The following is a 23,264-nucleotide window of genomic DNA, read 5'->3' on the forward strand; positions in this document are numbered from 1 at the left end:
GAGCCTCGCCAATTCACCCGGCCATGAAACTATTTTAAGCCTAAAATAATTTCGCGCAAGTCCCCCGTTGCTGGCCGGCTCGGACAAAGACGCCGTTTAGTCGCCCCTGAAGACCGGCTTGACCTTGTTGGCGAAGGCCTCGAAGGCGCGCTCGAAATCGGCCGTGGTCATGCACAGGGCCTGGGCAACGGCTTCCGCCTCGATCGCCTCCTCCACCGACATGGCCCATTCCATCGCCAGCATCCGCTTGGTCATGGTGTTGGCGAAGGTCGGCCCTTCCGCGATCTGCTTGGCCAGGACCTGCGCCTGGGGCAGCACCTGCTCCGACGTCACGATGCGGCTGAAGAAGCCCCAGCGCTCGCCCTCCTCCGCGGTCATGAACCGGCCGGTGTAAAGCAGCTCGGAGGCGCGGGACTGCCCGATGATCCGCGGCAGGATCGCGCAGGCGCCCATGTCGCAACCGGCAAGGCCCACCTTGTTGAACAGGAACGCAACCTTGGTCCCGCTCGCCGCGAGGCGCATGTCCGAGGCCATGGCGACGATCGCACCGGCCCCGGCACAGATGCCCTCGACCGCGGCTATGATCGGCTGCGGGCAGGCGCGCATCGCCTTGACGAGGTCGCCGGTCATCCGCGTGAACGCCGTCAGCCCCTTGGTGTCCATCTTTACCAGCGGGCCGATGATCTCGAACACGTCACCACCGGACGAGAAATTGCCCCCGGCGCCGGTGACGACGATGGATTTGACCTCGTCGTCGAACGCGCAAGCGCGGAAGAAATCGGTCAGTTCCCGGTAGCTTTCAAACGTCAGCGGATTCTTTCGTTCGGGCCGGTTGAGCGTGACCGTCGCGACGCCGTCGACCACCGCCAGCACGAAGTGCTGCGGCGAATAGTCCGCGAGCGGAATGGTGACGGGATTTGCTGGTCTGCTCATGCGATCTCCTTGGCTTCGTTGTTCCGCGCCTGCGCCATTCAGGCTAGACCTCGCCCCCGGCCACGGCAATCGCCTGCCCGGTAATCGCGCCGGCGCCCGCGCCGCACAACCAGAGCACCGCGTCTGCCACTTCCTGAGGCGCGATCAGGCGTCCTTGCGGATTGTGTTTCGCGAGCTCAGCGATCGCCTGCTCGCGACTACGCCCCGTCTTGTTCATGATGTTCTCGATGCTGCTCGCGACGAGATCGGTGTCGGTAAAGCCGGGACACACCGCGTTCACGGTGACATTGCTTCCGGCCATCTCGATGGCAAGGGAACGCACCAGACCGATCACGGCATGCTTGGCCGCGCTGTATGCGCTGACATAGGCGTAGCCCTTTAACCCCGCCGTCGACGCGACCGCGACAATTCGGCCATAGGGACGATCTTTCATGCCCGGCAGCACAGCACGGACGGCGTGGACCACGCCCATGAAATTGACATCCATCATGCGCGCAAAAAGAGCGGCGTCCGACTTCGCGAATGGCGCCGATTCGGCGCTTCCTGCGTTGGCAATCAGGATATCAATCGGCTGCCGCGCGCTGGCCTCGCTAATAGCGGCCTTCAACGACGCTTCGTCCGAAACATCGGCGACGGCCGCAAAATGCGCGGCGCCGGCGTCGACCACCTCTGCGAGGCTCGCCGCATTCCGGCCAAGCACCGTCACGATGGCCCCGGCACTGACGAGAGACGCCGCGATCGCGCGGCCGATGCCGCGGCCACCACCGGTCACCAGTGCGTGCGGCGAGTGCGGCAATCCGGACATGCGCTAGCTCCCTCGGATCCAATGATCGTTCCTCCGATATATTTTAACCTTCAAATTTTTGCAACGAAAGCGGCGCTCGCCACCTCAAACGTAACGGCACGAGAGGGCGGCCCGAAAATTGCTTTAAGTATAAAATTATCGCTTCCCATCCCCCACAGGCCTGTTAGCATCAAGGGCCAAGCAAAAGGATGTCGCGTGTCGCAGCCTGCGCCAATGATAACAAAGGACGGACGCTTCGCCTACGAAGCCGCGGGCGATCCGAATGCGATACCTCTGATTTTCCTGCATGGCATCGGCGGCGCAGCGCGGGCCTGGCGGCGGCAACTTGCCACGTTCGGTGACCGCTTCCGCGCGATCGCATGGGATATGCCGGGTTACGGCAGATCGGCACCGCTCGCCAGCGTCAGCATCGCTGCCCTGGCTGAGGCGCTCCAGCAATTCATCGAACAACTCGGCGCAGCCAGACCCATTCTGGTCGGTCACTCGATCGGCGGCATGATCGTGCAGAAGTGGCTGGTGCAGTCGCCAAAGCTGGCACGCGCGGTCGTGCTGGCGCAGACCAGCCCAGCCTTCGGCAAGGCCGATGGCGACTGGCAGAAATCGTTTATCGCTGCGCGGCTCGGGCCGCTTGATCGCGGGGAGACGATGAAATCGCTGGCGCCGTCGCTGGTGAAGGAGCTTGTCGGCGACGATCCCGATCCGAACGGGATGGAGCTTGCATGCGAATGCATGGGGAGCGTGCCCGAGGCAAGCTATCGCGCCATGATGCTGGCTCTCATCGGCTTCGACCAGCGCAGCACACTCAAGGACATCTCCGTCCCCACGCTGTTGCTGTCGGGTTCCAAGGACAACAATGCGCCCGCGCCGATGATGGCAAAGACGGCGAGCTACATTCCCTCGTCCGAATATGTCGAGCTCCCCGGCGTTGGCCATCTCGCCAACCTCGAGCGCCCCGAGGCCTTTGACGAGGCCCTCGGCCGGTTCCTGAACTCTCCCGCAACGTAAGGTGACTGCGCAATGACCATGCAAGTCAGCAAGACGATCGGCACGACCGACAAGGTTGCACTGGATGCGCCGATCTTCGATCCCGTTGCATTCCGCCTCAGCGACGAGCAGGCCGGCATCATCACCCGCGCAAGGGAGATCGGCCAAACCGTGTTCGCCGCTCGCGCCGCCACATACGATCGCGAGGCTACCTTTCCGATCGAGAATTATCGCGACCTGCACCGCGTCGGCCTGCTCGGCATTGCCGTGCCCAAGAAACACGGCGGGCTCGGCGCGAACTATCAGACCTATGCTTTGGCGGCCGCCGAGATCGGCCGCTATTGCGGCGCGACCGCGCTGACCTGGAACATGCACGTGTGCTCGACCCTGTGGTCGGGGCCTCTCGCCGACGACCTCGACATGGACGCAGATACCCGCGCCGAGCACGAGCGGCGTCGCGCAGTCCACTACAAGCGCATCGTCGAGGACGGCGCGATCTACTCGCAACCCTTCTCCGAGGGTGGAGCGGCCGCCGCAGGCGGTGTCGCCTTCGGCACGGAAGCAAGGCCGGTCGAGGGCGGCTGGATCGTCAACGGCAAGAAGATTTTTGCATCGCTCTCTGGTCACGCCGACTATTACGGCGTGCTCTGCACCGAGATTGAGGAAGGCGAGAAGGCGTCGCGCCGCAACACGCTTTACCTCGCGATCTCAGCCAAGTCCGAAGGCGTCTCGGTCGTCGGCGACTGGGACCCGCTCGGCATGCGCGGAACGGTATCACGCACGCTCCTGTTCAAGGACGTGTTCGTGCCGAACGACTCTGCACTGATGCCGCGCGGCGTCTATTTCCAGGCCGCGATGCGCTGGCCGCACATGTTCCTGACGTTGTCGCCGACCTATATGGGCCTGGCGCAAGCCGCCTATGATTTCACCGTACGTTATCTGCGCGGCGAAGTGCCGGGCATGCCGCCGGTCAAGCGCCGGATGTATCCGACCAAGCAGATCGCGGTCGCGCAGATGCTGATCAAGCTCGAACAGATCAAGGCGATCTGGTTTCAGGCAGTCACCGAAGCCTGCGCCAATCCGAGCAAGGAGCAGGTGCTGCGGGCCTATGCCGCGCAATATTCGGTGATGGAAGGCGCCAACGAGCTCGCTGCGCTGGCGATCCGCACCTGCGGCGGTCAGGCCATGCTTCGATCGCTGCCGCTGGAGCGAATCTATCGCGATAGCCGCTGCGGCTCGCTCATGTTGCCCTGGACCGCCGAGCTCTGCCTCGACCGGATCGGACGCGAGGCGCTGTATGAGACCGGCGAGACGGACGACTGACGGTGGACCTCTGCAGTCTGATCGATCGCAATGCGGCGTTCGCGCCAGACAAGACAGCCATTGCCTTCGAAGGCGAACGGCTGAGCTATGCGGCGTTCGCCGCGCGTATCGAACGCACCGCGACGGCATTGAAGCAGGAGCTCGGCGTCGGCCGCGGCGACCGCGTCGCCATTCTGAGCCTGAACCGGCCGGACTATCTGGTTCTGCTTTATTCCTGCGCGCGGCTAGGCGCGATACTGGTACCGCTGAACTGGCGGCTCGCGGTCGCCGAGCAGCTCTTCATTCTCACCGATGCAGGCGCCAAGGTGCTGGTGCTCGAACGGGCCTTCGAGGGCGTTCTCCCCGAGCTTGCGCCGGGGACGTCCGTCGTCGGCCTCGACTTCACGCCATCTCGCGGCACGACATTCGAAAGCCTGCTCGCGCGCAGTGACGGCACCAGCCGAAATCCGCACACAGATCTCTCCTGCCCGCTGCTGATCGTCTACACATCGGGAACAACCGGGCGGCCGAAAGGCGCGGTGCTGCGCCAGGAGGCGCTGTTCTGGAACGGCGTCATGAGCCAGCACATGCACAACATGACGTCCGATGACCACGTGCTGACCGTGCTGCCATTCTTCCACGTCGGCGGCCTCAACATCCAGACCACGCCGGCGCTGCAGCTTGGCGCGACCGTCTCGGTCCACGCGCGCTTCACGCCGGATACGGCGCTCGCGACCATCGAACAGGAGCGGCCGACACTCACGGTCATGGTGCCTGCGATCATCCAGGCGGTGAGCGAGCATCCTGCCTGGGCGGCCACTGATCTTTCGTCACTCAAGGCCGTCGCCACCGGCTCGACCATCGTGCCTCCGCATCTGATTGAGCGTTTCGTCGCCCGCGATGTGCCGGTGCTTCAGGTCTACGGCTCGACGGAAACCTGCCCGATCGCCGTCTACACGCGGCTCGGCGGTGACCTTTCGCGGGCAGGATCGACTGGCCTTGCCGGCCTGTGCTGCGAGGCAAAAATCATCGACCAGGCTGGCAACGAAGTGCCTGCGGGCACGCCGGGCGAGATCGCGGTGTGCGGACCCAACGTGTTCTTCGAATATTGGGGCAATACGGACGCCACGCGCGATGCGTTGCGCGACGGCTGGTATCGCACCGGCGACATCGGCCTGTGCGACGCCGACGGCTATTTCTGGGTCCGCGACCGCAAGAAGAACTTGATCATTTCAGGCGGGGAAAACGTCTATCCGGCCGAGGTCGAGCGCGTCCTGCTCGAACATCCCGATGTCAGCGAATGCGCCGTGATCGGCCGGCCGGACCCGCGCTGGGACGAGGTTCCGATTGCTTATGTGATCCGCAGATCCGGCTCCCGGCTCGAAGCGGATGAGCTCAGAAGGCACGTCCAGGCGCAACTGGCCCGCTATAAGGTGCCGCGCGACATCGTCTTCGTCACCGACCTGCCGCGCACCGCGCTGGGCAAGGTCCAGCATTTTCTGCTGAAGCAGCTCGATGCGCAGTCCCGCGCGCAAGGAGAAGCATCTTGAAGATTGCAGTTCTGGGTGGGGGAAACGGCTCTTTCGCGGCCGCCGGCGATTTTGCGCTGTCGGCGCATGAAGTGCGGCTCTGGCGCCGCGATGCCGATCAGGTCGCGGCACATCGCGCCGCCGGCTCGCGCATCCTGGTCAAGGATCACAACGGCCGCCACGACGTGAAGCTCGCGCTGGTCACGACCGACATCGCCGAAGCTGTCAACGGCACCGAGCTGATCCTGTGCCCCGCGCCTGCCTTCGCACAAACCGATATCGCTCGCCTGCTCGCGCCGCATCTGCGGGACGGTCAGGTCGTCTTTCTGCCGCCAGCGACATTCGGCTCGATGATCTTCGCAGAGGCCGCGCGGGAAGCTGGGAACCAGGCCAAGGCAAGCTTTGCCGAAACCGGCACACTGCCGTGGCTCACCCGCAAGCACGGACCGTTCGAAGTCGCGATCACCATCCGCGCCAAGCGGCTTCCGGTGGGCGTATTCCCGCTCGACCACGCACCGCACGCACTCGACGTGATCGGACGCGCTTTCCCCGATGCGATCGAGCCGTGCGGAGACGCGCTGTCCGGTGCGCTGATGAATGCCGGCCCGATCATCCATCCGCCGCTGATTGTGATGAATGCCGGCCCAATCGAGCATTTCGAGCGCTGGGACATTCACAAGGAAGGCACACAGGCCGCGATCCGCCGGGTGACCGACGCGCTCGACGCGGAACGCATCGCGGTGCGCGAAGCGCTCGGTTACGGCGCACCGCATTTCCCGCTCGCTCATCACTATGCGAAAGAGGGCGAGATCTGGATGTATGGCCGCGGCTCGCATGACCGGCTGACGGATTCAGGGGACTGGCGCGAACGGATCGTGCTGACCGAGCACCGCTACATGCGCGAGGACCTGCGGCTTGGGCTGTCGCTGCTGGTTTCCGTCGCCGGCCTGGCGGGTGTGGCCACGCCGCTGGCCAAAGCGTTCCTGTCGATCGGCGGCGCGGTCTGCGGCGAGGATTTTGCGCAAGGTGGCCGAACGCTCGAGACGCTGGGACTCGCTAATCTCAGCAAGGCTGAATTGCAGACGCTGCTTCGCAATGGATTTTGACTGATGACCAATCGCGCCAATATCGTCTGTCTGGGGGCTGGCCGGATGGGGCGCGGCATCGCCGTCGCGTTTGCCTACGCTGGCCATCAGGTCACAATGATCGACGTCAAGGCCCGTAGCGCAGAAGATTTCGCCAAGCTTGAGGCCGACGCGCTCGGCGAGGTCACGAAGACCTTTGCCAGCCTGTCCAAGCTGGGGCTGCTGACGGAGGCCGATGTCGATCCACTCATCGCGCGCGTTTCGGTGGTGCCCGCCAGCCAGAGCGAGGCAGCGCTCTCCGACGCCGGAATGGTTTTCGAGGGAGTTCCGGAGGTCGTCGAGCTCAAGCGCGAGGTGCTTGGGTCAGCCTCACGGCAGGTCCGACCCGACACGATCATGGCATCGACGACGTCGACCATCCTCGTCGATGATCTCTCCGGCGCGATCGTGAATCCTCGCCGCTTCCTCAACGTGCATTGGCTCAACCCAGCCTATCTGATCCCGCTGGTCGAGGTTTCGCCCGGCAGAGCCACCGATCCCGCCATCGTCGCGGAGGTCAAGAGGCTGCTCGAAGACATCGGCAAGGTACCGGTGGTCTGTGCGGCGACGCCCGGGTTCATCGTTCCGCGTATCCAAGCGCTGGCGATGAACGAGGCCGCACGCATGGTCGAGGAGGGCGTCGCCAGCGCCGAGGAGATCGACAAGGCGATCCGCTACGGTTTTGGCTTCCGCTACGCCGTGCTCGGACTGCTCGAATTCATCGACTGGGGTGGCGGCGATATCTTGTACTACGCCAGTCGCTATCTCGAAGGCGCGCTCGGCAGCGACCGCTACCGCGCGCCGGACGTCATCTCACGCAACATGCATGAAGGCCGGATCGGCTTGCGCACGGGTGCCGGCTTTCTCGACTATTCGGGCATGGACGTTGACGCCTATCGCGTAAAGCGGCTTCAAGCCATGGTGGACCTGCTGCGGCACTTCGACCTGGCTCGCCCACCCGTGCTCGACCGCAGTTAGCCGAAGACGTCCTGCAACACGCCTTCGCGGACGACCGCAACGCCATCGAGCTCGATGGTCGTTCCCATCATCGGCAGATCGAAATGCCCCGCCGTGTAGCGGCCGGCGAATTCGTTCGCGCCGGTCGAGAACAGGAAATTGCCGGAGACGGCCCGAATCTCGGTGCCGTTGGTGTCGCGCTGATCATACATCGACAGCGCTTCATAACGCGCGCCGGGGTTCATGCCGAAACCAACATGCGAGACGGCATAGGCCTCGCGATCGCCCCACGCAGCGAGATAGGCACGCATCATCGCGGCATCCGTGCCCTCGCCTTCCAGCTCGACGACATAATCGTCCTTCAGCGTCATCTTCACCGGCGAGGTCAGATAGCGTTTGAAGGTCAGGTTGATGTCGCCCGGCGCCATCACCAGCGTGCCGTTGATGGTCCCGCTCTTGGGGAAGCTGACGACGATTCCACCAGGCCAATGCGCCAGCGTGCCGGGCTTGTCGGTCCAGCCCCACACACCAACCGTGGAGGCGCCGACCATATCGACATCGAGCGCCGTGCCGGCCTTCGACGTCACCCGCATCCGCTTGGTCCCGCGCAACATCTTGGCCGCCGCACGGACGCGCTTCTCGAGCGCGGGATCCGGCACCATCCGCTCCAGCGCTTCGGGATGCTCGTTCGAGATCACCAGGATCCGCGCGCCGGCCTTGAGGATCTCCGGCGTCTCCACCGCGTGCATCAGGCCCTCGATGGTGCAATCCACCACGAAACCGGCCTGCTGAAGCGCGGTGATGACCGGTCCAAGCTTCTGGATCGCTTCGCTCGCCCCCGTTGAGCGAACCGGAACGATATTGCGGTTGCGCGGTGTCGGCATCACCACGTGAAAGGGCCGTGCGCCCATGCGCAGCAGCGCGAGCTCCGCCAGATGCACATTCAACGCACGCGACTGGGTTTCCGAGAGGATCGCCGCGGTATCGCCGGCCTTGACGGCGCAACGTTCAAAGATCTCGCAAAATGCGTCGATCCATTTTGCCTCGATGCGATCAGCCAGCATGGTTCACTCCCGGTCTTCTGGTTTCTTGTCAGTTCATGCCTCGGGAAAGCCTCGCAACAGGTACGAGCGCAGCGCCCCGAGCAGGCCATTCAAGATCAGGCCCAGCAGCGAGATCGTGATCAGCGGCACGAACATGTCGACGGCCTGGAAGGTTCGCGCCGCGGTCACGAGCGCGTGCCCCAATCCGTCCGTCGACGTGATCATCTCGGCCAGAAACACCACGATGCAGGAAATGACAAGCCCGATCCGGCATCCGGTCAAGATCGACGGCATCGCCGCCGGCAGCACCACCTTGAAGAGGATTTCGTAGCGCGACGTTCCCGCCGCCATCGCCGACCAGATCAGCTTCTGTTCGACAGTCGACGCGCCGTAATAGGTCGAGAGCAGAATGGGAAAGAGCGCGTCCGCGGCCACCAATGTGATCTTCGACCCGTGGCCGAATCCAAGCAACAGCAGGAGTGCCGGATAGAGCGCGACCTTGGGCAGCGGGGCCAATACGCGGACGATCGGCCGAACCACGGCATTGATCGCCGGACTGGCGGCGGCGGCAATGCCGACACTGACACCCAGCACGACCGCAATCGCGAAGCCTGCAAACAGCCGGATCAGGGTTGCGACGATCTCCTGCTGAAACGTCCACGTCACGAGTTGCTGGAGCAGCCGACTGAAGACGAAGCCCGGCGGCGGCAGCAAGACCGCGGGCGCGAAGCCGAATGACACCAGGCCTTGCCACAACGCGATGACCAGCACGATCGGGGCAATGCCGAGAAGGACGTTTGCGGACAGAAGGCGCGACATCACGAGAAGCTCAGCGGCATGTCGAACTGCGGCTCGGACCAACGCACGAGCCTGGCACGAACCCTTTCAAAAATAGCGTCGAGGCAGATTCCCATCGCACCCACGATGATGATCATCGCAAAGACGGTGTCGTATTGGCCCATGTCGAGCGCATTGAACAGGATGTTGCCGGCGCCGGACTGGCGGGCGATCATCTCGCTGGTGATCATCGTGATCAGCGCCAGCACCAGTCCCGTGCGGCAACCGGTCAGGATCTCCGGCAGCGCCGCGGGCAACACGATCCGCACCAGGCGCTGTGCCGGCGAAAGCCCCATCGCGGCACCTGACCACAGCATCTTCTCTTCGACAGCCTTGGCACCCTCGAAGCTGTGATAGATCACGGGGAGGCTGACGCCCAGGAAGATCACCAATGTCTTGGTGATGTCGCCGACGCCAAGCCAAAGCATGATGATCGGCATCAGGGCGGCCTTCGGCACCGGATAAATCACCATCAGGAGCGGATTGAAAAAGGCCGCGACACCGCGGCTGCGTCCCATCAACAGGCCTAGCGGAATCGAAACCAGCACCGCCACACCGAACCCGAGCGCCATGCGGCGAAGCGAGGCCAGGATGTTGATCAGGGATTCCTTATCGCCGAGAATATCCGGAATTGCCCTGATCGCCTCGGTTGCCGTCGGGAAGCTGTCGTTCTTGAGCGCAAGCGACGCAACCTGCCACAGCGCTAGCAATCCGATGCAGGCCAGCACCGGAGCGGCCCGTCTGAGCAAGGTGGCCGACGACATCATGATGCCGGCCCGGCTTCGTCGCTTTCATCGAACATGCGCTCGATATCGACGATGTACTTCTGATAGCGCGGGTCGAGCAACAGCTCGTTGCGGCGGCGCGGTCGCGGCAGATCGATGTCGATGACCTCACGGATGCGGCCGGGCGATTTCGACATCATCACGACTTTATCGGAGAGAAAGACGGCCTCGTCCACCGAATGGGTGACGAACAGCACCGTCTTGCGGTCACGCTCCCAGATGTTGAGAAGGTCGTTCTGCAGGCGCGTCCTTGTGTGCGCGTCGAGCGCACCGAACGGCTCGTCCATCAGCAGAACCTCTGGATGGTAGGCGAGCGTCCGCGCCAGCGCCACGCGCTGCTTCATGCCGCCCGACAATTCCTTGGGGTAGAAACTCTCATAGCCCTTGAGGCCAACCATCTCGATCAAGGCCAGGCTCAGCGCTTCCGCCTCGGCGGCGCGCACACCTTGCTGACGCGGGCCGTACATCACATTGCCCAGCACGGTCTTCCAGGGGAACAGGGCGAACTCCTGGAACACCGGTCCGCGATCCGGACCGGGACCCGTGATCGCATGTCCCTTGATCTTCGCCGAGCCGCTGGTCGGACTGACAAAACCGCCGACGATATAAAGCAGTGTCGACTTGCCGCAGCCGGACGGCCCAAGGATGGAGACGAAGGCGCCCTCCTCGATCGTCAACGAGATCTCGGAAAGCGCCACATGATCCTTGCGCGCCGAAGTCTGAAAGACCTGCGAGACGCGGTCGATCTCGATGATTGCTGAAGCCGGCTCTTGTGATCTCACCGGTCTCACCCATTCGCTCGATCTCGCAGGCACTACCGTCATCCCGTCTCTCGTCTCACTCGCGCGAACATTCCTCGACGAACCTGCTGAACGTTCTTCGTCAGCGGCACGAGCTTAGCAAGAAACCTGCCAGACAGGCGGTCGTTTTCGCACCCGTACGGTGCGTCATTCGAACCACGGCCATTCTGCCGGGCCTTCATGCGTCACGGCCCCGCCCGGCGCCTGCCCCACCAGTCGCGCATACTTTGCGAGCGCGCCTGCACGGTGACGCGGCGGACGTTGCTTCCAATCTCGTCGTCGCGCGGTGAGTTCCCGCTCATCGAGCAGCACATCCATCCGCCGGTTTGCGGCATCGATCCGGATCCTGTCACCGTCGCGAACGAGCGCCAGCGGACCACCAACAAATGCTTCGGGGGCCACGTAGCCGATGCACATGCCGCGGGTCGCGCCAGAGAACCGGCCATCGGTGATCAGCGCGACCTTTTCGCCCATGCCCTGCCCGTAGATCAGCGCGGTGACGCCGAGCATCTCGCGCATGCCGGGTCCGCCGACCGGTCCCTCATTGCGGATCACGAGAACCTCGCCCGCCTTGTAGCTGCGGTCACGAACCGATGCGACGCAGGCTTCCTCGTCCTCGAAAACGCGCGCCACGCCTTCGAAGAATTGACTCTTCAAACCTGCGACCTTGATCACCGCACCGTCGGGACAAAGATTTCCCTTTAGCACCGCCACGCCGCCGTCAGGCATGATCGGCGCGCGAGCCGCATACACAACGTCTCCATCGGGCGCGTTGGCGGTGCCATACTCTTCGCCAAGCGTCCGGCCGGTGATGGACAGGCAGCTGCCATCGATATGCCCGCTCTGGATCAGCTCACGGATCACGACCGCCGCGCCACCGATGTCGTAGACGTCCTTTGCGGTGTATTTGCCGCCCGGCCGCAGGTTTCCGATCAACGGCGTCCTGGCGAAGACCTCGCCCACATCATCGATCGTGAATGCAATGCCGGCCTCGTTCGCGATCGCCGGCAGATGCAGCGCGGCGTTGGTCGAGCCTCCCGTCGCAGCAACGATCGCCGCGCCGTTCTCGAGGGATTTCCGCGTCACGATGTCGCGTGGCAGCGGCCCGCCGCGTTCCAGCATCGCCATGATCAGGCGTCCGGCGCGTCGCGATATCTGCGCACGCTCGGCATAGACACCGGGCACCATCGAGACGTTGGGAATGGTCAGGCCGATCGCCTCCGAGACCATTCCCATGGTGTTGGCGGTGAACTGGCCGGCGCAGGCGCCGATCGTCGGCAAGCAGGCACGCTCGATCCGCTCCAGCGTGGCGCCGTCGATCTCACCCGTCATGAAGCTGCCGACAGCCTCATAGGAATCGAGCACCGTCAGCGTGCGCCCATCCACGCGGCCCGGCAGCGAGCTGCCGCCGTAGATGAAGATGGAGGGCACGTTACAGCGAACCATGCCCATCATCACGCCGGGAAGCGTCTTGTCGCATCCGCCGTATCCGATCAGCGCATCGTAGGCCAAACCATGGATGACGGCCTCAATCGAGTCGGCAATCAGTTCACGCGAAAACAACGAGAACTTCATTCCCTCGTGGTTCATGCTGATGCCGTCAGAGACCGACACCGTCGAGAATTCGCGCGGCGTGCCGCCGGCCTCTTCGATGCCCGTCTTGGCCGCGGCCACCTGAAAATCGTGGGTCATGTTGCAGGGCGTCTGCTCGCCCTTCATGCTGACGACGCCCACCATCGGCTTGGCAATCGCAGCGTCGTCGAGCCCCATCGCGCGCATGAATGCGCGGTGCGGAGCCCGATCGAGGCCGTCTGTGGTGACGCGTGATCGCAACTTCTTCATACGTGCATCTTCTTCGTGCCACGTCCCGGATCATCCGGGACGCCGCAAACTCCACGTTCGGATCGTTCGCTCGCCTATTGCAGCGGAGCAACGATCGTCGGATGCTTGAACTGCGCGACATCCAGTTTCGGCAGCATTCCGGTCTCGGCGTAGATGTCCAGCATCTTCTGGATTGCGGGGAAGTTGGGCGCTGCACCTGGATCACGGCCGAAATCGTTGTCCTTGAGCAGGTACGTCTCGAGCACCGGGATGGGCGCCTTCAGCACTTCATTGACGACCTTGAGAGTCTCCTCGCGGTTCGCCAGCGCCTTCTTCATGCCCGAGGTGATGTCGCGGACATAGGTCTTGACCAGTTCCGGGTTCTTGTCGACGAAATCGGCGCGGCAAGCTTCCAGGATGTGCACGATATTCGGCATGGCCTGGGACAGGGAGAAGAGCTTCCTTGTGCCGCCCTTTGCCTCTGCCCGTGCGGCGAACGGCTGGTTCATATTGACCGCATCGACGCGGCCTTGGCGCAGCGCATCCTCGGAGACGGCAAAGCCGACCTCGACCAGCTTGATATCCTTGGTTGGATCGACGCCATTCTGCTTCAGGAGCAGGTTGAACGGGCCTTGCGTGCCGCCGCCGATCACGGAAATGCCGACCGTCTTGCCCTTGAGATCAGCGATCGTCTTGATGGGCGAGTCATCCATGACGGCCCAGTAGACCGAGAAGCCGCCGGGCTTCTCGAACACGTGCTGCGCCACGATGTAGGCTTTGAGATTGCCGCCGACCACACCATTGGCAAGCGACAGCGGCGCCTGCGTCGCGCAGTCCAGCGCGCCGGCTGCCAAGGCCTGCGTCATCGGCGCGGTGCCCTGGAATTGGGTCCATTCGATATTGTAGGTCTTGCCGATACTGGGAAATTCAGCCGGGCGGCGCATCATCCAGTACTTCGATTCCTCGGCCGGGATCGTCCAGCCGACGCGGATCGTCTGCTGCGCCCATGACGGGCTTGCCCCCGCGCTCACGGCTGCCGCCGCCCCCAAAGCCAGGATCCATCTCGATATGGTTCGCATCGTGCCCACTCCGCTGCTCCGGCGCCGACCGGCGCCACCCAACCCCGACCGGGCTCAAATCTTTCATGGTTCAAACAATCAGGCAAGCCATGCGAGCCCGGCGGTTTTGCCGTCCGGTGCGCCATGTATGGTAAAGCGACATCGCGCTGCGGCAGAAGGAGGCAACCTATGGCTGATGCGAGCAAGGCAAACCCGCAAGGCGCCGAGAGGCTCGGCTATCTCGGCCTTGGCCTGATGGGAACGCCAATGACCCGACGCCTGCTCAAGGCCGGCTATCAGGTCACTGTCTGGAACCGTTCGGAGGGCAAGGTGGCTCCGCTCGCCGAGGCCGGAGCCCGGCGCGCAGCCACGCCTCGTGATCTCCTGGCGAACGCCGATATTGCCTTCATGTGCGTGACGGATGCCGCGGCCGTCGAGGAGGTGATCTTCGGGCCTGAGGGGCTGGCGGCAGCGCTCGGCGCAGGCAAGCTTGTCGTCGACTTCTCGTCGATACATCCCGACGCCGCGCGCGATCTGGCAAAGCGACTGAAAACCGCCAATGGCGCCGCCTGGATCGATGCGCCGGTTTCCGGCGGAACGAAGGGCGCCGAGGAAGGTACCCTTGCGATCATGGCCGGCGGAGAAGCAGACGAGATCGAGAGGGTACGCCCTTACGTGCTGGCCATGGCGCGCAGGTTCACCCACATGGGCCCGACCGGCGCCGGCCAGACCACGAAACTCTGCAATCAGGTGATCGTGGGATGCGCGATGGCCGTGCTGGCAGAAGCCACGCGCCTGGCCGTCAACGCCGGTATTGACGCCAATCGCCTGCCCGAAGCGCTCGCCGGCGGCTTCGCGGACTCGATCCCGCTTCAGCTTTTCGTGCCGAGAATGGTGCAAGGCATTCACTCGCCTCCGCTCGGCCACATTGCCACGATGCTCAAGGATCTCGATACGGTCGCCGACGTCGCGCAGGCGACGTCGACGCCGGTGCCGATGGCCTCTCTTGCGGGACAACTTTTCAGGCTGGCCAAGGCCGCACGCGGCGCGGAAGCGGACGCGCTGGAGATCTACAAGCTTTCAGCGGCAGAGCGCTAAGCCGTCGAGCGAGATCTGAAGCACGTCAAGGCGACGTCTTGCGCTCGTCATCTGCGAGGAATCGGCCGAACGTCCCCCGCGCGAAGAGCAGCGGCTCCTTCGTACTGTAGGTGTAGGCCTCGACCGCGCCGAGAAAGATCACGTGGTCGCCGCCATAGTAGCGATTCACGGAGCGGCATTGAAAATTGGCGACGCTCTCCGCAAGCACCGGCGCTCCGCCGAGGCCCGGCGCCCAGTCCACACCTGTGAACTTGTCGTCCGACGACTTGGCGAATTTTGTCGCAAGCGCCTGCTGCGAAGCACCAAGCACGTTGACGGTGAAATGGCTGGCGTTCTGGAAGATGGTCAGACTAGCGGAATAGACGACCAGGCTCCACAGGACCAGCGGAGGGTTCAGCGAGACGGAGGCGAACGAATTACAAGTCAGTCCGTAGGGCTTGCCGTCAGGCGCCGCGGCCGTGATGATCGCCACGCCCGTTGCATAGGTTCCGAGCGCGTTGCGAAAGTCGCGAGGATCGATCGACGAGCTGTCGCTCGCGAACTCGTTGGCGGGATCGGGAGCGCCGGGCTGCTGCGGCAGATCATTCATCGGCCGGCCTCACAGCGTGAGATTTTCGGACGGCAGGCCCAGCGCCACCCGTCCATAGTTGGTCCCGGCCGCATCGAAATTGAATGCGAGATGCGAGTTGATCGCGTGCGCATCGCGGAATTGCCGCTGCAACACGCCGGTCGTGAACAGACCGCGCGCGCCGCTCGCGGCAAACAGCATCGAGACCGCGTCCGTGCACAGGTTCACCGAAAAAGATCCGTCGCGCCGATAACGGGTCTTGGTCGCCATGTCAGGGATGTGACCAAGCCGCGCATCCTCCATGGCATCGAGGCACGCCGACCGCATGATCAGGCGCGCGGCGTCGATCTTCGCCGAGGCCTCCGCGATCTTGATCTGGGTGCTTTGAAAATCGCTCAATTTGGCCCGGTTGTAGGTTGAAATACGATGACGTGCGACCTCCGTATAATCGTCGAGGCACGCTTGCGCATTCCCCAGCGCGACACCGGAGAGGACGTATGGGAACAGCGAGAACACGGGCAGCGCATAAAGCGGATTTGGATTGACCGTGCTTCCCGGCGTCGGGCCGCCTGAGAGGTCGCCGACGGCGACTGTCATATGGTCAGCCACGAAGACATCCCTGACCTCCACGTCGCAGGACCCCGTCCCGCGCAGTCCCGCGACGTTCCAGGTGTCCAGCACGCTGTAATCGCCTTTCGGCAGCAGAAAGATGCGATACTCGATGCCATCCGCCTCGTCGTCGGAATAGACCACGCTTGCAAGCATGTTCCATTCGCAGGAGGCAACGCCGGAGGAGAATGGCCAGCTGCCGCGCAGCTGATAACCGCCCTCGACTCGCGTGGCGCGTCCGGCGGGAAAAATGAACGAGGATGCGATCAGCGCATCCGGATCACGGCCCCAGACCAAATCCTGCGCCTTTTGCTCGAACATGCCGAGCATCCAGTGATGGCTCGCCAGATTGGCGAGATTCCACGCTACTGACGCATCCGCCTGTCCGAGCAGTTCAGCGCAGTCGACAAGAGCGACATAGTCGAGCTCGGCGCCGCCGATCCGTGCCGGCTGAAGCATCCGGAACAGGCCGGCTTCATGGAGGTCCGTCTCGGTTTCCGACGGGAGATGCCGCAGTTCCTCCGTCCGCGCCGCCCGCTCTCGTAGTCGCGGCACGAGGGCCCGGGCCTTCGCGATTATCGCCGCATAGGCGCGTTCGTCGGCTTCCGGCCCGGTGGGCTGACCCATGCTCGGCTTTCGACCAGGCGCCATTCGCTTCCCTCACTTTGGCGTATTTATGCGGCCGGCCCCTTACCAAATCAAGCCAATGCAGCAGGCATCATGAAGCATCGATTCCGAATGCCGCGCGATGTCTGTTGCCAGGGGACTGACGGCTCCGGCTCAAACCGGAGTAGAGGGCTTGCCCGAGCCAAAGACGCCCTTCCGGGTAAACTCCGCGATCCGACGCTGGTCATAACCGAGCACGCTGCACAAGACGTCCTCGGTATGCTCACCTAACAGCGGGGCCGCAACGGGATCAATCGCGGCGGTCAGGCTCATGGTAATCGGCGGCTCCATGTTGGGCACCCATTCCGCTGTACGGTGCGGAATGCGGCTCAAGCGATGGCGCTCGCGAGCCTCTGGCGCATTGAACCCCTCCTCGACCGTCCGGAGATAGCCGACCGGAATATTGGCCAGCTTCATTTTCGCCATCCAGTTCTCGAGCGTATCGCTGGCAAAGACCTCCGCAATGGCTGCTCGCAAAAGCTCCTTGTTCTCGGAACGAGCCTTGCGCGTGGCAAACTGCGGATCGTTGATGAGATCAGGCCGGTTCAGCACCTCGACCACGAGCCGGCGATACAGCCGATCGTTGGCGCAGGCCATGTAGAGCGGCCCATCGGAGGCCTCATAGACGCCGACGGTGGGGGACCCGCTGGGTGAATTGCCGAACCGGCCGGGATTTTCGCCGTTGATGAGATAGGCCATACCGTAAAAGCCGGTCATCCCCATCGCAACGTCGAACAAGGCGACTTCGACATGCTGCCCGCGGCCAAGCCGGTCCCGCGCCAACAGCGCCAGCAGGATGGCGTTACAGGCAGACATCCCCGTCGCCATGTCCACGATGGGAGGGCCGGTACGAACCGCCGGACCGTCGGCAAATCCGTTGAGCGACATGAAGCCGCTCTCCGCCTGCGTGATGGGATCAAAGCCGGGGCGCGAGGCGAACGGTCCGGAGCGGCCGTAGGCGGAGATCGAGCAATAGACCAGCCGTGGATTGAGCGTGGCGACCGCCTCATAGTCGAGCCCGAACTTCTTCATGACCCCGCTCGAGAAATTCTCCACAACCACATCCGCCTTGCGGATCAGATCCAGCGCGATCTCACGGGCCTCCGGCACGGCAAGGTCGAGCGCAATGCCGCGCTTGTTGCGGTTCAGGCTGAGATAGGCGGCGCTTTCGCCGCCAATTTCCGCGTGCTCGTAGGCGCGCGTGTCGTCGCCGCCGTCGGGATTTTCGATCTTGATGACGTGCGCGCCAAAATCGGCGAGCGTCTGCGTGCAGGCCGGGCCGGCGACGACACGCGTGAAATCGATGACCAGCAGACCGTCGAGCGCACTCGGCCCTTCCGTCGCTCGCGACGAACGTTCCGGCAATTGAGGCTTGGTCGGCATCGATAGCGCTCCCTTACATCGGCTTATGGCCGCCGAATTTCCTGCAAGAGCAAACTTAAAGCCCGGCGCCGCCAACTTCGCAAGGGGGCTCGCTCGCTTCACCTGAAACGCAAAAACGGCCCGGCAGCTGTCAAGCTGCCGGGCCGTTAGATATTTGAGCGTAGGGAGGCTGTGCGCATCTTGCGCAGCCACTCTAGTCTGAGAAGGTCGCGTTCCGCATCACGGGAAACCACTCCAATTGCTCAGCGCAGCCACTTTCGCCAATAAAGCGTATGCGACCAGGCCCAGGGCGATTCGGGCTCGTACAGCCGATAACCCGCATGGATGAAATTATTGGCAGATACCGGATTGTCCGTCGTATCGGAGACGATGCTGTCCCATCCGAGACGCCGCCCTCGCGCCTCGATCGCTCGCATCAGCCTGAGTTGAAGTCCCCGCCCCCAATGCCGCTGCAAGACGCCGACCCGACAAAAATATCCACTTTTTCGCGCATGCGTCGACGGCACAACGCCAGCGAAGGCAACCGCGTCATCATCGTGATAGGCGAGCCACCACGTACCCGATTCGAACTGCGGCAGGGCCGCCCCACCGAAGAATGTCAGCTGGTGCAAATCGCCGAGAATTTCGGCAGTCTCATCATCGTCCGCATCAACGATACGAATTCTGTACATGGGATACCTATTGGCGAGGCAATCGCGAGTGCTGGCCCTGCGATTCCGTAGCGGTCGAGGCTCACTTGCCCAGCACAACCTTGACACCGAGCCAGACCGCACCCATCAGACCGGTCGCAAGCACTGTGATTACGGCCTTGAAGGTGTAGCTCTGCGCCTGTTCCACGCTCTTTCGCCAGCGCCGCAGGTGCTGGAAGTCAGCTCTGACCTGAAGTCCGCGGAAGATGATGAGCCCGTCGCCGGGCGTCTCGATCTTGTCGCTGAACAACTTGAAACCGTGGCCGAGCCGAAGGCTCGAGATCTTGCCTTCGATCAGACGCTTGGAAGATTGCGCCAGCGAACGCTGCGCCTCGCGAATGCAGACCGCGAGCGTGCCGCGCTCGGCCTGGCAGGTCTCGACCAGGAGCTCGCCGAAGAAGTGCGATTTGCCCGAGCCGCGCCCGCCGTAAACGCCCTTGTAGCGCGCAGGCTTCAGCAGCGGCTCGAAGATCTTCGCCGTCGGAATTTTCAGGATGGACAATGGCTACGCTCGCTCGCCCTAGGGCAGGCCAGTGCGCCTGCGCCACATCGCGGACCAGTCTTCGGTGTTTGGGGTATCATGCGATGCTGATGCTGATCGCATTCGCCTGCGCTGCGACCGCACAAGAGCGCCCCGCACCGGCATTCGACAAATGGCGTCCGAAGGCCGGCGCCTATGCCGAACCCGGCAAGAATTTCGCGTCGTCCTGCGATGAAGGCAACGACATGACGATCGGCGAAGAATCGGTCAGCGGTGACGAACACCAGATCGAGATATCCGGCAGCTCAGGCCTTCGGACCAGCATCGCCCTCGACGGCGTCTTCCGGACGCACGATGACGCGCTCGACCCGGTGGACCAATTCCGGCGCGCCGTCCTCGCCGTTCTCGATCGGCTGTGCGGCCTTGCCCCAGCCGCGATCGAGGATGGCGTTGGCCGCCGAAAGGCGCACGGCCGGTGTCGCGTCATTGCTGCGCATGATGCCGACGAGAACCCTGAGGGCCGTCCTGGTGTGGCTGCGCGCCAGCGAGCGGATCTCGGTCAAGCTCCGCGCCCTCGACGTCTTCCTGGCCGCGGGCTTGGGCGACGGCTCGCTTGCGAGCTCGCGTTCGACGTCCTCGCTCACGACAACATCTCCCACAGCACGATTGCGACCAGGCCCGCGAGCGCCAGCGATATCAGATAGGCAGTCATCGTCCCTCCATAAGAAGAAAATGCGCGGCAGATCGCGCCAGGCGAGGCGCGATCGTTTCGGGCGCGAACCCTATCTCCGTGTCTTCCGGAGACCGCAGCGGCGCGGGCAACTGGCCCCAGCGCCGCGGGCCGGCACGTTCGCGCGTGCACGGCCGGCAATGGTACGGACGACGGCGCGCCGATCGGCGCTCCAGGTTTGACGAGTGCGTGGCCGTAATGCGCCGCCGCCGTCCGATCTCGAAACCGAGACGAAAAAACCCGCGGCGGATGTGCTCCGCGCGGGTGAACCAAACTCGTCTCGATGATGTCATTATGCCGGTGTTTTGCCCGACGTGTCAAAGCCCCGTTGAAATGAAACAGCCCGCTGCAGATATTCTCCGCGCGGGCTGAACCAAACTTCTTTCGATGATGCCATTCTGCCAGTGTTTTGCCCGACGCGTCAAACGAACTTACCGGCCCGGCGAAAGTTAGCCGATCAGGAGGATCGGTGAGATGACATTCGAGATGACGTCACCAGAGACATCGCGAGAATTGCCCGGGGCCAAGCCGCGCATCGACAAGGAGCGCGAGCCGCAGGAGGCGATCATCGAAGACGCCGGCGAGACAAAGGAGAGCGATCGCGATCTCGTGCACGGCGATGGCGGCACCATCGACATTCCCGCCAAACCGGGCGATTTGTCGAAGGACGATTAGGCGGACCGGCGCCCGGCGGCCGTTTCGAAGATGCCGTACCGCCGATGTTTTGCCCGAGGCCGCAAACATCTGTCCACGCGGCCGGGCCTTTGCGGGAACTTATCCGGCGAGAGGCGCGTTGAATGCCTCGTCAGAAGGAACGTTCCTGCGATGCGCCGCACTGTCCTGGTTGTTGACGACGATCCCGCCGTCCTCGACGTGATCGTGGGCATGCTGGAAGATCTCGGCTGCGAGGTGATCAGCGCCCAAAGCGGCCTTGATGCACTCGAACGGCTCGAGCAGAACCAGGACATCTCCATCCTCATCACTGATATCAACATGCCCGGCATGGATGGTCATGAACTGGCCGAGCTGGCCAAGCGCGTCCGCCCGGAGCTTAAGATGCTGCAATTGTCGGGTCGCGAGCCCCGGCGCGGCGGCCTTCCAATGATCAGGAAGCCGTTTTCGTTCGAGGAGCTCGCCGACATCATGCAGCGGACCACCGGCCTCAGCTGACCATCCAATGCCGCAAAAGAAAACCCGCCGCAGATTGCTCTGCGCGGGCTGAACCGAGCTCTTTCGATGATGCCTTTATGCCGGTGTTTTGCCCGACGTGTCAACGCGGCGAACGCGGAGGAGGAAGTCCCTCCTCCCAACTCAATATGTGGTGCGCAACGGGCTTGCTTCAAGTCCCCGCCTCTGCCGTAGAACCCCCGACCCAGGAAACAGCCAAAGCAACCAGCCGAGGGGTCACGACATGCCTGTACTGCTTCCGACGTCCCGTTCACGCCGTCAGCCACAGGGAGCCGACGCGCGGAACCAGATGCCGCCCGACCATGCCGTGGTGATCGCCGGCGGCGGCCCGACCGGGCTGATGCTGGCCGCAGAGCTCGCGCTCGCCGATGTCGACGTTGCCATCGTCGAGCGCCGTGCCGACCAGGCACTGGTCGAGACGCGCGCCGGCGGACTGCACGCACGCACGATCGAGCTGCTCGATCAGCGCGGCGTCGCCGACCGTTTCCTGCGCGAAGGGCAGCGCGTCCAGCTCGCGGGCTTTGCCTGGACGCGGCTCGACATCAGCGACCTCCCCACAAGGCACGCTTACGGGCTCGCGCTGCGGCAGACCCACATCGAGCGCATCCTGGCCGACTGGGTCGCGGAGCTCGCGGTCCCCTTCTATCGCAATCGCGAGGTCACGGGCTTCGCACAGGACGAAACCGGCGTCGACGTGACGCTGTCCGGCGGCGAGCGGCTGCGCGCAGACTATCTTGTCGGCTGCGACGGCGGTCGCAGCCTGGTGCGCAAGGCCGCCGGCATCGATTTCGCCGGCACCTCACCGACGCTGAGCAACCTCATGGCCGAGATCGAGATGCGCGAGGCGCCGGAATTCGGCCTGCGTCATGATGCGCTCGGCTTTCACGGCCTCAGCAAGACCGAGAGCGGACGCGTGCTGGTCGTCGTGACGGAAGCAACGCTCGCGCGCACCGGCGAGCCCTCCTTGCGCGATCTCAGCGAGGCCCTCGTCGCGGTCTACGGCACCGATTTCGGACTGCAAAATCCCGCCTGGATCTCCCGCTTCACCGATGCGGCACGGCAGGCCGCCTCTTATCGCAGCGGACGCGTCCTGCTCGCCGGCGATGCCGCGCATATCCATCACTCCGTCGGCGGACAAGGCCTCAACCTGGGTGTGCAGGACGCCGTCAATCTCGGCTGGAAGCTGGCGCAGGTGGTCCATCGCATCTCGCCGGACAGCCTGCTCGACAGCTACCACGCCGAGCGCCATCCCGTCGGCGCGCGCGTGCTGCGCAACACCATGGCGCAGATCGCCCTGCTCCGCCGCGGCGACGACGGCCTCAAGGCCGCGCGCGACACCGTCTCCGAGCTGCTCGGCATGGACGAGCCGCGCAAACGCTTTGGCGCCATGATGAGCGGGCTCGACATTCGCTATGATCTCGGCGAAGGCCACGCGCTGCTGGGGCGGCGCATGCCGGATCTCGAACTGACGGTCGAAGGACAGAAGCTGAGGCTGTTCACGCTGCTGCACGGCGCGCATGCGCTGTTGATTGATTTCCGCGACGCGCGGGATTCCGACATCGCGCCCTGGGCTGATCGCGTCAGACACATCAACGCTGGGCATGATGGCGCGTGGGAATTACCTTCCATCGGGCAAGTCACCGCGCCAACAGCCGTGCTGGTACGGCCAGATGGCCATGTTGCATGGGTGGGACACGAAAACCAACATGGACTCGAGGACGCGCTGACGAAGTGGTTCGGACCGGCTGCTGCGTAACGCAGGGGAGCGTTACCCGCCGAAAGAAAGCCCGCGGCATCCCGCGGGCTCGATCCAAACTCTTCCGATGATGCCATTCTGCCGGTGTTTTGCCCGACGTGTCAAACGATCGAGCTCG

Annotated in this window: 22 protein-coding genes and 1 pseudogene; 9 read left to right on the forward strand and 14 right to left on the reverse strand. The window is 63.7% G+C overall.

The features are described from left to right. Positions 1-96 precede the first annotated feature (96 nt). Together RAD04_RS22415 and RAD04_RS22420 are read right to left on the reverse strand one after the other, a co-directional pair. Positions 97-933: an enoyl-CoA hydratase family protein gene (locus tag RAD04_RS22415; protein WP_091959430.1), complete on the reverse strand. Its 837-nt coding sequence runs from the start codon at positions 931-933 to the stop codon at positions 97-99. A 43-nt stretch (positions 934-976) separates the two neighbouring features. Next, entirely contained in the window at positions 977-1,738 is a 762-nt protein-coding gene (locus tag RAD04_RS22420) for an SDR family NAD(P)-dependent oxidoreductase (RefSeq protein ID WP_461625498.1), read from the reverse strand. 195 nt (positions 1,739-1,933) lie between these two features. Here RAD04_RS22420 and RAD04_RS22425 point away from each other — a divergent pair, with 195 nt between their 5' ends. The 5 genes from RAD04_RS22425 to RAD04_RS22445 are packed head-to-tail and all read left to right on the forward strand — an operon-like array spanning position 1,934 to position 7,655. Beyond that, positions 1,934-2,743 carry an alpha/beta fold hydrolase gene (locus RAD04_RS22425; RefSeq protein WP_461625572.1) on the forward strand — a complete coding sequence of 270 codons (810 nt, stop codon included), beginning with the start codon at positions 1,934-1,936 and terminating at the stop codon, positions 2,741-2,743. A gap of 12 nt (positions 2,744-2,755) precedes the next feature. Then, complete coding sequence (locus tag RAD04_RS22430) at positions 2,756-4,045, forward strand: acyl-CoA dehydrogenase family protein (protein WP_461625499.1); 1,290 nt, start codon at positions 2,756-2,758, stop codon at positions 4,043-4,045. Positions 4,046-4,047: 2 nt separating this feature from the next. Continuing rightward, positions 4,048-5,574, forward strand: a complete 1,527-nt coding sequence (locus RAD04_RS22435) for a class I adenylate-forming enzyme family protein (protein ID WP_461625500.1) — start codon at positions 4,048-4,050, stop codon at positions 5,572-5,574. Beyond that, positions 5,571-6,659, forward strand: coding sequence for an NAD/NADP octopine/nopaline dehydrogenase family protein (locus RAD04_RS22440; protein WP_461625501.1), 1,089 nt, complete (start codon positions 5,571-5,573; stop codon positions 6,657-6,659). The genes RAD04_RS22435 and RAD04_RS22440 overlap by 4 nt, the downstream gene beginning before the upstream one ends. Before the next feature lie 3 nt (positions 6,660-6,662). Beyond that, positions 6,663-7,655 carry a 3-hydroxybutyryl-CoA dehydrogenase gene (locus RAD04_RS22445; protein WP_461625502.1) on the forward strand — a complete coding sequence of 331 codons (993 nt, stop codon included), beginning with the start codon at positions 6,663-6,665 and terminating at the stop codon, positions 7,653-7,655. Here the strand turns inward: RAD04_RS22445 and RAD04_RS22450 are convergent. The 6 genes from RAD04_RS22450 to RAD04_RS22475 form a co-directional block, all read right to left on the reverse strand. Continuing rightward, on the reverse strand, positions 7,652-8,698 hold the full coding sequence (locus RAD04_RS22450; protein WP_028142594.1) for a M29 family metallopeptidase: 1,047 nt from the start codon (positions 8,696-8,698) through the stop codon (positions 7,652-7,654). The two genes, RAD04_RS22445 and RAD04_RS22450, sit on opposite strands and share 4 nt — an antisense overlap. 33 nt (positions 8,699-8,731) lie before the next feature. Further along, positions 8,732-9,496 (reverse strand): ABC transporter permease, encoded by a 765-nt coding sequence (locus tag RAD04_RS22455; RefSeq protein ID WP_461625503.1) that lies wholly within the window; start codon positions 9,494-9,496, stop codon positions 8,732-8,734. Beyond that, the gene (locus RAD04_RS22460) at positions 9,496-10,281 is read right to left on the reverse strand and encodes an ABC transporter permease (protein ID WP_461625504.1); all 786 of its coding nucleotides are present in this window, start codon (positions 10,279-10,281) and stop codon (positions 9,496-9,498) included. Before RAD04_RS22460 ends, RAD04_RS22455 begins: the two co-directional genes overlap by 1 nt. Next, complete coding sequence (locus RAD04_RS22465; protein ID WP_461625505.1) at positions 10,278-11,123, reverse strand: ABC transporter ATP-binding protein; 846 nt, start codon at positions 11,121-11,123, stop codon at positions 10,278-10,280. Before RAD04_RS22465 ends, RAD04_RS22460 begins: the two co-directional genes overlap by 4 nt. A 123-nt stretch (positions 11,124-11,246) precedes the next feature. Next, positions 11,247-12,941 (reverse strand): dihydroxy-acid dehydratase, encoded by a 1,695-nt coding sequence (ilvD, locus tag RAD04_RS22470; RefSeq protein WP_461625506.1) that lies wholly within the window; start codon positions 12,939-12,941, stop codon positions 11,247-11,249. Positions 12,942-13,015: 74 nt separating this feature from the next. Then, on the reverse strand, positions 13,016-13,999 hold the full coding sequence (locus RAD04_RS22475) for an ABC transporter substrate-binding protein (RefSeq protein WP_461625507.1): 984 nt from the start codon (positions 13,997-13,999) through the stop codon (positions 13,016-13,018). A 168-nt stretch (positions 14,000-14,167) separates the two neighbouring features. Here RAD04_RS22475 and RAD04_RS22480 point away from each other — a divergent pair, with 168 nt between their 5' ends. After that, positions 14,168-15,076, forward strand: a complete 909-nt coding sequence (locus tag RAD04_RS22480) for an NAD(P)-dependent oxidoreductase (protein ID WP_461625508.1) — start codon at positions 14,168-14,170, stop codon at positions 15,074-15,076. Positions 15,077-15,101: 25 nt separating this feature from the next. On the opposite strand, the gene RAD04_RS22485 is transcribed toward RAD04_RS22480, so the two are convergent. The 6 genes and pseudogenes from RAD04_RS22485 to RAD04_RS22510 all read right to left on the reverse strand — a co-directional run bounded on the left by RAD04_RS22485 (position 15,102) and on the right by RAD04_RS22510 (position 20,116). Continuing rightward, positions 15,102-15,665 (reverse strand): flavin reductase family protein, encoded by a 564-nt coding sequence (locus RAD04_RS22485; RefSeq protein WP_104461314.1) that lies wholly within the window; start codon positions 15,663-15,665, stop codon positions 15,102-15,104. Positions 15,666-15,674: 9 nt separating this feature from the next. Further along, complete coding sequence (locus tag RAD04_RS22490; protein WP_461625509.1) at positions 15,675-16,880, reverse strand: acyl-CoA dehydrogenase family protein; 1,206 nt, start codon at positions 16,878-16,880, stop codon at positions 15,675-15,677. Positions 16,881-17,033: 153 nt separating this feature from the next. Further along, positions 17,034-18,302, reverse strand: a complete 1,269-nt coding sequence (locus RAD04_RS22495; RefSeq protein ID WP_461625573.1) for a CaiB/BaiF CoA transferase family protein — start codon at positions 18,300-18,302, stop codon at positions 17,034-17,036. A gap of 242 nt (positions 18,303-18,544) precedes the next feature. Then, complete coding sequence (locus tag RAD04_RS22500) at positions 18,545-18,973, reverse strand: GNAT family N-acetyltransferase (RefSeq protein WP_461625510.1); 429 nt, start codon at positions 18,971-18,973, stop codon at positions 18,545-18,547. Between the two features lie 253 nt (positions 18,974-19,226). Then, a pseudogene (locus RAD04_RS22505) lies at positions 19,227-19,493 on the reverse strand (phage terminase large subunit); the annotation flags it as partial. A gap of 284 nt (positions 19,494-19,777) precedes the next feature. Further along, entirely contained in the window at positions 19,778-20,116 is a 339-nt protein-coding gene (locus RAD04_RS22510; protein ID WP_461625511.1) for a hypothetical protein, read from the reverse strand. A 560-nt stretch (positions 20,117-20,676) separates the two neighbouring features. Between RAD04_RS22510 and RAD04_RS22515 the strand changes: the two genes are divergently transcribed. The 3 genes from RAD04_RS22515 to RAD04_RS22525 all read left to right on the forward strand — a co-directional run bounded on the left by RAD04_RS22515 (position 20,677) and on the right by RAD04_RS22525 (position 23,146). After that, complete coding sequence (locus RAD04_RS22515) at positions 20,677-20,877, forward strand: hypothetical protein (protein WP_461620774.1); 201 nt, start codon at positions 20,677-20,679, stop codon at positions 20,875-20,877. A 150-nt stretch (positions 20,878-21,027) separates the two neighbouring features. Further along, a complete protein-coding gene (locus RAD04_RS22520; protein WP_461625512.1) occupies positions 21,028-21,372 on the forward strand; it encodes a response regulator in 345 nt (114 codons plus the stop codon). Positions 21,373-21,613: 241 nt separating this feature from the next. Continuing rightward, the gene (locus RAD04_RS22525; RefSeq protein ID WP_461625513.1) at positions 21,614-23,146 is read left to right on the forward strand and encodes an FAD-dependent monooxygenase; all 1,533 of its coding nucleotides are present in this window, start codon (positions 21,614-21,616) and stop codon (positions 23,144-23,146) included. The last annotated feature ends 118 nt before the right edge of the window (positions 23,147-23,264 follow it).

This window comes from Bradyrhizobium sp. 25ACV, from assembly GCF_054863005.1.

What these genes read in the sequence shown, in the direction of transcription:
- RAD04_RS22415 (WP_091959430.1), bottom strand. Translation starts at nt 933, where the DNA reads ATGAGCAGACCAGCAAATCCCGTCACCATTCCGCTCGCGGACTATTCG.
- RAD04_RS22420 (WP_461625498.1), bottom strand. Translation starts at nt 1,738, where the DNA reads ATGTCCGGATTGCCGCACTCGCCGCACGCACTGGTGACCGGTGGTGGC.
- RAD04_RS22430 (WP_461625499.1), top strand. Translation starts at nt 2,756, where the DNA reads ATGACCATGCAAGTCAGCAAGACGATCGGCACGACCGACAAGGTTGCA.
- RAD04_RS22445 (WP_461625502.1), top strand. Translation starts at nt 6,663, where the DNA reads ATGACCAATCGCGCCAATATCGTCTGTCTGGGGGCTGGCCGGATGGGG.
- RAD04_RS22450 (WP_028142594.1), bottom strand. Translation starts at nt 8,698, where the DNA reads ATGCTGGCTGATCGCATCGAGGCAAAATGGATCGACGCATTTTGCGAG.
- RAD04_RS22455 (WP_461625503.1), bottom strand. Translation starts at nt 9,496, where the DNA reads ATGTCGCGCCTTCTGTCCGCAAACGTCCTTCTCGGCATTGCCCCGATC.
- RAD04_RS22460 (WP_461625504.1), bottom strand. Translation starts at nt 10,281, where the DNA reads ATGATGTCGTCGGCCACCTTGCTCAGACGGGCCGCTCCGGTGCTGGCC.
- RAD04_RS22465 (WP_461625505.1), bottom strand. Translation starts at nt 11,123, where the DNA reads ATGACGGTAGTGCCTGCGAGATCGAGCGAATGGGTGAGACCGGTGAGA.
- ilvD (WP_461625506.1), bottom strand. Translation starts at nt 12,941, where the DNA reads ATGAAGAAGTTGCGATCACGCGTCACCACAGACGGCCTCGATCGGGCT.
- RAD04_RS22475 (WP_461625507.1), bottom strand. Translation starts at nt 13,999, where the DNA reads ATGCGAACCATATCGAGATGGATCCTGGCTTTGGGGGCGGCGGCAGCC.
- RAD04_RS22480 (WP_461625508.1), top strand. Translation starts at nt 14,168, where the DNA reads ATGGCTGATGCGAGCAAGGCAAACCCGCAAGGCGCCGAGAGGCTCGGC.
- RAD04_RS22485 (WP_104461314.1), bottom strand. Translation starts at nt 15,665, where the DNA reads ATGAATGATCTGCCGCAGCAGCCCGGCGCTCCCGATCCCGCCAACGAG.
- RAD04_RS22490 (WP_461625509.1), bottom strand. Translation starts at nt 16,880, where the DNA reads ATGGGTCAGCCCACCGGGCCGGAAGCCGACGAACGCGCCTATGCGGCG.
- RAD04_RS22495 (WP_461625573.1), bottom strand. Translation starts at nt 18,302, where the DNA reads ATGCCGACCAAGCCTCAATTGCCGGAACGTTCGTCGCGAGCGACGGAA.
- RAD04_RS22500 (WP_461625510.1), bottom strand. Translation starts at nt 18,973, where the DNA reads ATGTACAGAATTCGTATCGTTGATGCGGACGATGATGAGACTGCCGAA.
- RAD04_RS22515 (WP_461620774.1), top strand. Translation starts at nt 20,677, where the DNA reads ATGACATTCGAGATGACGTCACCAGAGACATCGCGAGAATTGCCCGGG.
- RAD04_RS22520 (WP_461625512.1), top strand. Translation starts at nt 21,028, where the DNA reads ATGCGCCGCACTGTCCTGGTTGTTGACGACGATCCCGCCGTCCTCGAC.
- RAD04_RS22525 (WP_461625513.1), top strand. Translation starts at nt 21,614, where the DNA reads ATGCCTGTACTGCTTCCGACGTCCCGTTCACGCCGTCAGCCACAGGGA.